The 8,965-nt window shown below is 67.3% G+C and carries 8 protein-coding genes; 1 reads left to right on the forward strand and 7 read right to left on the reverse strand.

Annotated features, from left to right (window positions below; translation table 11 throughout):
- The first annotated feature begins 28 nt into the window (after nt 1-28).
- The gene (locus D514_RS25350; protein ID WP_017829118.1) at nt 29-1,147 is read left to right on the forward strand and encodes a histidine kinase; all 1,119 of its coding nucleotides are present in this window, start codon (nt 29-31) and stop codon (nt 1,145-1,147) included.
- A 294-nt stretch (nt 1,148-1,441) separates the two neighbouring features.
- Here D514_RS25350 and D514_RS25355 read toward each other — a convergent pair whose 3' ends face one another.
- The 7 genes from D514_RS25355 to D514_RS25380 all read right to left on the reverse strand — a co-directional run bounded on the left by D514_RS25355 (nt 1,442) and on the right by D514_RS25380 (nt 8,950).
- On the reverse strand, nt 1,442-2,044 hold the full coding sequence (locus tag D514_RS25355; protein ID WP_017829119.1) for a GNAT family N-acetyltransferase: 603 nt from the start codon (nt 2,042-2,044) through the stop codon (nt 1,442-1,444).
- Nucleotides 2,045-2,073: 29 nt separating this feature from the next.
- Entirely contained in the window at nt 2,074-2,703 is a 630-nt protein-coding gene (locus tag D514_RS25360) for a phosphatase PAP2 family protein (protein ID WP_051056554.1), read from the reverse strand.
- A 31-nt stretch (nt 2,704-2,734) separates the two neighbouring features.
- On the reverse strand, nt 2,735-4,135 hold the full coding sequence (locus tag D514_RS25365) for a multidrug effflux MFS transporter (protein ID WP_017829121.1): 1,401 nt from the start codon (nt 4,133-4,135) through the stop codon (nt 2,735-2,737).
- Nucleotides 4,136-4,293: 158 nt separating this feature from the next.
- Nucleotides 4,294-5,448 (reverse strand): cystathionine gamma-synthase, encoded by a 1,155-nt coding sequence (locus tag D514_RS25370; RefSeq protein ID WP_017829122.1) that lies wholly within the window; start codon nt 5,446-5,448, stop codon nt 4,294-4,296.
- Nucleotides 5,449-5,515: 67 nt separating this feature from the next.
- Entirely contained in the window at nt 5,516-6,892 is a 1,377-nt protein-coding gene (locus tag D514_RS0119190; protein ID WP_017829123.1) for a cystathionine beta-synthase, read from the reverse strand.
- A gap of 94 nt (nt 6,893-6,986) precedes the next feature.
- Nucleotides 6,987-7,949: a carbohydrate ABC transporter permease gene (locus D514_RS25375; RefSeq protein ID WP_017829124.1), complete on the reverse strand. Its 963-nt coding sequence runs from the start codon at nt 7,947-7,949 to the stop codon at nt 6,987-6,989.
- Nucleotides 7,946-8,950, reverse strand: a complete 1,005-nt coding sequence (locus tag D514_RS25380; protein ID WP_236610948.1) for a carbohydrate ABC transporter permease — start codon at nt 8,948-8,950, stop codon at nt 7,946-7,948. Before D514_RS25380 ends, D514_RS25375 begins: the two co-directional genes overlap by 4 nt.
- Nucleotides 8,951-8,965 lie beyond the last annotated feature (15 nt).

Raw genomic sequence — 8,965 nt, forward strand, 5'->3', positions numbered from 1 at the left:
ACGGTCTCCCCGGTTCTGGGAGACTCGGATGCTCCATCCGGTTGCACGCCTGCTCTTGATCGTCGTCATTGGCGTCCTTCTGGCCGTAGCCATCGGGTTCGCCGTCGAGGGCGGTGAGTTCAGCCGGTACGACCTTCTCGCCATCGTCTTCTACCTGGGGCTCGCCGCGTTCGCGTGGCATCCGATGACGGCGGCGTTCATCGTCATGCTGATCAGCAGCGCCGGCGTAGTCTTCACCGGGAGCGGCGGCGATCTCCTCGAGCTGGCGGTCTCACTCGGACTGGTCGCCGCGACGTGTGCACCGTGGGTGATTATCACCCACGTCGTGGTGGTGGCAGCGCTTACCGCGTATGTCGCGGTAGAAAGCACCACGCTCGCGGCGGGCGGCATCTACGGCATCGCCGGCGTCGCGACGATCGCGTTCCTCGTCGGCGTCGCCTTCCGCCTCGTGGCCGCGAGAGAAACGGTCCTCGTAGCTGAACGTGCTCGTGTCGAGCGAGTTCTTGCAGCCATTGCCCGAGAGGACCAGGAGCGCATCGCGGATGAGCTCCATGATGGGATCGCGCACGACCTCACGCTCATTCTGTTTCATGCGCGGGCCTTGCCCCGACAGCCGGACGATGCTGCTCGACAGGTGTCACTCACCACGATCGACGAATCGGCCGAGCAGGCACTGCAGAGCATCCAGTCCCTGCTCTCGCTCATGCGCGACCCGACGACAGAGCCTCCGCCCTCCCGCGAGACTCGCTACAACGGCAGCGTCGTGGATGCGGTCACCTCGCTCAGCGAGCTTCTGGAGGATGCGGGGATCGCCACCCAGGTCTCTGTCCCGAACTCGTCTCTCGGCGCGACGTCAGCGGCAGAGCGCGCGCTCATCGAGACGACGATCGAGGCTGTCATGAACATCATCAAGCACGCACCGAAGTCCAAGTCCGCGAGCATCAGTGTTCATACGGACCCAAGCGGTATAGAACTTGTCGTCACGAACACGGGGCCGTTGCCCCCGGCCCGTTCGAGTGCCTCGAGCGGTGGCCGCGGACTGCGGCGGGCAGGACAACGCCTGCGGCAGATTGGCGGGAAGCTGGAGTCTGGTCCGACGGAACAGGGATGGGAACTCCGGGCACGAGTGCCGACAACCGTCATGTAGGAGGGCAGCTCCGCATGCAGCCGAGCAACCTCCGGCACGAGCAAGTCATCGCGCAACTGCCGCGCCGACGGCGCCCGGTTCACGGCGGCGCGGACACCGCGTGAGGTCAGGAACCCTCTCAACCGGTCGGAGGACCTGGCGGATGCTCCATCCTTACAAAGAGAACGGAACAAAAGTCAGGCCGATTCAAAGAGAGCGCCCGCTGGTGCGGGGGCTCTCTTCTTGTCGATGGGGCGTTGGGGACTCCGAAGGGGCGGGCACCGGGCCCGCCCTCGCCGCCGGAATCGCGAGGGCTCAGCCGTCGAAGCGCACGCCGTAGATCTGACCACCCGGCTCCGCCGGCAGGCGCGTCATCCCGAGCCGCTCGTAGAAGGCGGCGGCACCGGCGTTGTTCGGGTCGATCCCCAGGTGCAGCCCGCGCACCCCGCGCCGGCTCAGCTCGGCGAACAGCGTCTCGATGAGCTGGCGACCGAGACCCTGCCCTTGGGCCTCGGGAAGCAGGTCGATGTGCAGGTGGGCCGGGTGATCCGCGACGTTGGGCTCGATGCCGGCGGCGCGGCTGTATCCGTAGTCGATCATCCGATCCTCCCGCGTGACCACCTCCACCGGCCGGGGGTGGCGTCCCTCGAGCGTCGGCCACCACTGCTCACGGAACCAGGCGTAGAAGGCGTCGGTGTCGTCCGTCGCCACGATGTAGCCGATCGTGCGCTCGTCGTCGCTCTCGACCACCCACGCGAGATCGGGATGACGCTCGGCGTAGGGCACCGCGAACAGGTCGCCCCACAGCGAATCGTCCGACAGCACGCCGGTCGCATCCGTCCCGGCATCCGCGGTCTTCACGCAGATCTCGTACAGCGCGGCACGATCGGTGGGGCGGTACGGACGAATGCGGGACACGGCGACTCCTCGGGAGGGAACGGGTCCTGTCAGCCTATCGGCGCCTCGACTGCGACCCTGTTGCGCTGCACCCACGGGAGCAGCCAGGCGGCGAGCACCAGCACGACACCGGCGCCGACCAGCGCACCGCCGAGGGTGTCGGTCGCCCAGTGCACCGAGAGGAAGGTGCGCGAGAGCGCCATCGCGAGCACCCATGCCGCACCGACGATCGCGACCCAGACCCGCGGGAAGAGCACCCAGAGCACGAGCGCGATCGTCGCGGCGTTCGCGGTGTGACCGGAAGGGAACGAGCCGTAGTCGCTCACCACCAGCATGTCGTCGGGCCGTGCACGCCCGAAGAGCTGCTTGAGCAGCTGCACGCCGGCGGCACTCGCGGCGAAGCAGAGCGCGGCGAACAGCGCACCACGCCACCGCCGTGCGATCACGAGCACCAGGATCGCCAGCAGCGGCACTCCGAGGATCGCGACCCAGCCGCCACCGACCCAGTTCAGCGCGAGGGCGAAGTCGACCATCCAGTCCGCACGGGCCCCGGCGATGGTGTCGTTCCACCACCGATCGAACCCGGGGGTCGCCGGGTAGGCGAACACGACCACGGCACCCAGCACCGTCGCGAGCGCGAGGAGGCCCACTCCCCACCACAGCAGCATCCGCCTGTTCATCGTCCCATTCTGTCGGACGATGCCTGAACACTCAGGGAGCGAGCATCCCGACCGTGCGCGGACGCACGACGAACCAGAGCGACAGGATGCCGATCGCGGCGCATCCGACCATGACGGAGGCCATGGTCGTCGCGGTGATCACGGCGTCGTGCGAGAGCCATCCGACGACGGGCGAGATGAGGCCGGCGACGCCGAAGTTCGTCGCGCCGATGATGGACGCCGCGGTTCCTGCGGCTTTTCCGTGACGGTCGAGCGCCAGCACCTGCACGTTCGGGAACGTGAATCCGCACGCGGTCATGAACACGAACAGCGGGATCACCGTGCCCCACAACCCGAGACCGAGCTGATCGGTGACGATGATCGCGACTCCGGCGAGCAGCAGCACCGCGGTCGAGTAGGCCATGACCCACTGCGGTCCGAAGCGCGCGGCGAGTCGGGACGCGGTCTGCACGCCGAAGACGACACCGAGCGAGTTCACGGCGAACAGCAGACCGTACTGCTGCGCGTCGAGCCCGTGCGTCACCTGGAACAGGAACGGCGATGCCGACAGGTAGGAGAACAGGCCGGAGAAGGTCATCCCGCCGATCACGAGCACGCCGAGGAACACCCGGTCCGAGAGCACGGAGCGGTATCGCTGCAGCATGGTCGCCCCTCCGCGGTCCTGGCGACGCGCGACGGGCAGGGTCTCCGGGATGAACAGGATCGTCGACAGCAGCATCACCACGCCGTAGGCGGCGAGCACACCGAAGATCCCACGCCAGGGCATGAGCGTGAGCAGCCACGAGCCGATCAGGGGCGCGATGACCGGAGCCACACCCGAGACCAGGGCGAGGCGCGAGAGCATGACGACCAGTCGCCGCCCGCCGAACAGGTCGCGCACGATCGCCATGGCCACGACGCCACCGGCCGCCGCTCCCACGCCCATGAGCACACGGGCGACGCTGAGCAGTCCGAGGTCCGGCGCGAAGGCCGCCCCGACGCTGGCGAGCACGTGCAGCGCGGTGACCGCGATGAGCGGCACCCGACGCCCGACCTTGTCGCTGAGCGGTCCGACCACAAGCTGACCGAGCGCGAACCCGATCATCGTCCCGGTCAGGGTCAGCTGGATCGCCGCGGCGGTGGTCTGGAAGTCCTCTTCCAGCACCGGGAATGCCGGGAGGTACAGGTCGATCGTGAAAGGGCCGAGGGCCGTGAGCGCGCCGAGCAGGATGATGTACAGCGTCCGGCGGCCGAGGGAGATGGCATCTCCGGGGTGCAGCATGACCGGTGCGGTCGCGGGGTTCGCGCCGAGCGTGCGGATCGCACCGGTCGCACTCGGGATGCGGATGCTTCCCGTCGCGGTGCGCTCCGGCTGCGGGGCCTGCTGCGCGTCGGCGGCGGAATCGTCCGCCTTCAGGGCGGGGAGGGAATCAGTGCGGGGAGCGTCGGACACGACGTCCTTCCAGAGTTCGGGGGAAGACCTGGGTCGAATCGATTCGACCTGGGGAAGCCCCTATGTTACCGCCGCTCTGCCTTCATCCGACCGCCACAGATCCGAGACGCACCCCGGCAGCTGCGCGGGGTGAGTCTCGGATACCGTGTCTGGCGCGGTCAGCGCGAGACGCGCTCGAGCGCCTGCTCGAGGTCGGCGATCAGATCGCTCGCGTCTTCGATGCCGACCGAGAGTCGCACGATGTTCTCCGGGACCGCGAGCTCGGTGCCGCGCACGGAGGCATGCGTCATGTCCGGCGGGTATCCGATGAGCGACTCGACGCCGCCGAGCGATTCGGCGAGCTGGAACAGCGAGGTGCTCTCGACGAACGCCCGTGCCGTGGCGGCTCCCGCGGCGAGCCCGAACGACAGCATCCCGCCGAATCCGCTCATCTGCTTCGCAGCGATCTCGTGGCCGGGGTGCGAGGGCAGCCCGGGGAAGTACACCTGCGCGAACTCCGGACGCTCCTGCGCCCACTCGGCGATGGCCTGCGCGTTCTCGGAGTGCTGCCGCATCCGCAGCGCCAGGGTCTTGATGCCGCGAGTGGTCAGCCAGGCATCCAGCGGCGCAGAGACGGCGCCGACCGCGAACTGCTGGAACTTGACCTGATCGAAGAAGCGGTCGTCGGCGAACACGACCGTGCCGCCGAGCACATCCGAGTGCCCGCCCAGGTACTTGGTCGTGGAGTGCACGACCACATCGGCCCCGAGCGCGAGCGGCTGCTGCAGCGCCGGCGAGGCGAAGGTGTTGTCCACGACGACGATCAGACCGGCCGCGTGCGCGATCTCGGCGATCAGGGCGATGTCGACGATCTTCAGGAGCGGATTGCTCGGCGTCTCCAGCCACACGACCCTCGTCTCGGGACGGATCGCCGCACGGAGGGCATCGACGTCGGAGAGCTCGACCGTCGTGGTCTCGATGCCCCAGGGAGCGAGCACGCGGGTGAGCAGCCGGTACGTGCCACCGTACACGTCGTTGCCCAGGAGGATGTGGTCGCCCGGCTTCAGGATCCCGCGCAGCAGTGCATCCTCCGCGGCGAGTCCGGATGCGAACGACAGCGCGCTCGCACCCCCTTCCAGGGCCGCGAGCTGCGTCTCCAGCGAGGAACGCGTCGGGTTGCCCGCCCGGTTGTACTCGTATCCGCCACGCAGACCGCCGACGCTGTCCTGCACGTGCGTGGAGGACTGATAGATCGGCGGGATGATCGCGCCCGTGACGGGGTCTGGCGCTTGTCCTGCGTGGATGGCTCGGGTGGCGAAGGCGTGATCGGACATGCCTCTCAGCCTACGTCGGCCCTCGCGCAGACGGCCTCCCGGTTACGCCCCGGGTCGGGGCATCGGCTCAGCGCGACAGATAGGCCAGCAGGTCCTGACGCGTCAGGACCGTGTGAGGCTTGCCGTCCTCTGTCACCAGCAACGCGTCGGCGTCGGCGAGCGCGGCCTTGGCCTGCGCGACCGAGGTGTGGATGCCGACGAGCGGAAGCCGCTCCCCCACGTGCGCGCCCACGGCATCGGTCGCATTCGCCTCGCCCCGGAACAGCAGATCGAGCAGCCCCTTCTCGTCGACCGCGCCGACCACCTCGCCCATCATGACCGGCGGTTCGGCGCTGAGCACGATCAGCTGCGAGACGTCGTACTCGGTCATGATGCCGATCGCCTCGAGCACGGTGTCGGTCGGGTGAGCGTGCACGAGGTCGGGGATTCCGGCGCCCTGCCTGGCCGGACGAGCAGCGAGCACGTCGGCGACGGTCTCCCCGTCCTCCACCTCACTGAACCCGTAGGAGCGCATCCATCCGTCGTTGAAGATCTTCCCCAGGTAGCCGCGCCCTCCGTCGGGAAGCAGCACCACCATCACAGCATCCGCCGGCAGCTCCCGCGCCACACGCAGCGCACCGACGACGGCCATGCCGCTCGACCCGCCGACGAGGATTCCCTCCTCGCGTGCGAGTCGCCGCGTCATCGCGAAGGACTCGGCGTCGTCGACCGCGACGATCTCGTGCGGCACCGTCGGATCATACGCACCGGGCCAGATGTCCTCGCCCACGCCCTCCACGAGGTACGGCCTCCCGGTGCCGCCGCTGTAGACGCTGCCTTCCGGGTCGACGCCGACGATCCGCACGCGTCCTTCCGAGACCTCACGCAGGTATCGGCCCGTCCCCGTGATCGTGCCGCCCGTACCGACGCCCGCCACGAAGTGCGTGACCTCACCGTCGGTGTCGCGCCAGATCTCCGGTCCCGTGGTCTCGTAGTGGCTGCGCGGACCGTTCGGGTTCTCGTACTGGTTCGGCTTGAACGCCCCGGGGATCTCCCTGGCCAGTCGGTCGCTCACGCTGTAGTACGACTCCGGGCTGTCGGGAGAGACCGACGTCGGAGTCACCACGACCTCCGCGCCGTAGGCCCGCAGCACGTCGATCTTGTCCTCACCGACCTTGTCCGGCAGCACGAACACGCACTTATAGCCACGCTGCTGCGCGACCAGCGCCAGGCCCACGCCGGTGTTGCCACTGGTGGGTTCGACGATCGTGCCCCCGGGCTTCAGCTCGCCCGATGCCTCGGCGGCGTCGATGATGCGCGCGGCGATGCGGTCTTTCGAGGAGCCGCCGGGGTTCATGTACTCGAGCTTGACGAGCACCGTGCACGCGACGCCCTCGGTGACGTGCTGGAGCTTCACGAGGGGCGTGTCGCCGACGAGGTCGACGATGGAGTCTGCGTACTTCATGACTTCAGGGTAGACGCGCGGATGCCGCGACCGGCGCTGTGTTGCACCCGACCGCGGCATCCGTTCTCGAAAGGCCCCCGACGTCTCTCGAAGATCAGCCCTTCGTCGATCCGGCCAGCAGGCCGCGGACGAAGTAGCGCTGCAGAGCGAAGAACACGATCAGCGGCACGATGATCGACACGAAGGCGCCCGCCGTGAGCAGATACCAGTCGTTTCCTCGCGTACCCGTGATCTCGGCGAGCAGTTTCGTGATCGGCGCCGCGGCGCCGTCGGCGAACACCAGTCCGACGAGCAGGTCGTTCCACACCCACAGGAACTGGAAGATCGCGACGGACGCGATCGCCGGCATCGTCAGGGGCAGCACCACGCGGAAGAAGATCTGTCCGCGGGAGGCGCCGTCGACGCGCGCCGCCTCGATGATCTCCCCCGGGATCTCCGACATGAAGTTGTGCAGGAGGTAGATCGCCAGCGGCAGCGCGAACATGGTGTGCGCGATCCACACCTGCGCGTAGCCCGAGGAGGCGCCCAGCGGGGTCGTGACCTGCAGCCCGAAGAGGTTGATGCCTCGCGAGAACGAGCTCAGCAGGGGCACCAGCGCCATCTGGATCGGCACGATCTGCAGAGCGAACACGAAGATGAACAGCGCGTTGCGACCCTTGAAGTCGATCCATGCGAAGGCGTACGCCGCCATCGAGGCGATCATCAACGGCACCAGCGTCGCCGGGATGGTGATCGCGATCGAGTTGATGAACGATTCGAGGATGGTCAGCTGGGTCGTGCCGGACTGCAGCACGTCGACATAGTTCTGGAACGTCACCTGCGGGTCGGAGAAGAACGTCCACCATCCGGACGACTGGATCTGATCGCGAGGACGGAATGAGGAGATGAACAGCCCCAGCGTCGGGAGGGTCCACAGCACCGCGATCAGGATGGAGGCGACGGATGCCCAGGGACGCGACAGCTTCTTGCGAGTGCGCCCTGCAGCGCCGTCGAGGCCGCCCCCGGTCGTGATCGCTCGTGTGCTGACAGCGGATTCGGACTTCACGGTGTCGGTCATCGGATCTCCCGCTGCTTCTTGATCTGGCGTGCGTTGTAGATGACGATCGGCAGCACCAGGATGAACAGGATGACGGAGAGGGCGGCACTGCGGCCGGCCTCGAACTTCGAGAACTGCGTGTACATCTCGTTCGCGAGCACCGAGGTTCCGTAGTTGCCGGCGGTCATCGTCCGCACGATGTCGAACACCTTGAGAGAGGCGATGGAGATCGTGGTCAGCACCACGATGAGGGCGGGCCGGATGGAGGGGACGGTCACCGAGACGAACCGCTCCCAGGCGTTCGCACCGTCGAGTTCCGCCGCCTCGAGAAGCTCCTGCGGCACACCCTTGATCGATGCCGACAGCAGCACCATCGCGAAACCGGTCTGCACCCAGATGAGCACGACGATGAGGAACATGGTGTTCCACGGCTCGTTCAGCAGCCACTGCTGCGGCTCGCCTCCGAACCACACCATGATCTGGTTGAGGAGTCCGATCTGCTCGAACTCGGGCCCGCGGTACTCGTACATGAAGCGCCAGATGATGCCGGCGCCGACGAACGAGATGGCCATCGGCATGAAGACGAGGACCTTGTAGATCTTCTCGCCGCGGGTGCGATCGATGAACACCGCGTAGGCGAGACCGACGATCGTCGACACGGTCGGGACCACGAGCACCCAGATGATCGTGTTGACCACCGCGGTGATGCCGTCGGACTGCGTGAAGATCCACAGATAGTTGGCGAACCCGACGAAGTCCTTGCCCGACGAGCTCAGGAACGACGAGTACATCGTCTGGATCGACGGCAGGATCAGGCCGACCAGCAGCAGCAGGATCGCCGGTGCCATGAAGGCGACGAGCTGGATCAGGTATCCCGCGCCATCGCGTGATCGATAGTCCAGCCAGAAGAACAGCGCACCCACGGCGACGGCCACACCCATCGCCCAGTAATAGGAGTTGAAGAACCACATCACGGCGAGCGGGATGAGCAGGCACATTGCCAGCCGGATACCGGTGTACAAAAACCCCTTCGAAAA

Source organism: Microbacterium sp. UCD-TDU (assembly GCF_000340625.1).
Lineage (GTDB): Bacteria > Actinomycetota > Actinomycetes > Actinomycetales > Microbacteriaceae > Microbacterium > Microbacterium maritypicum.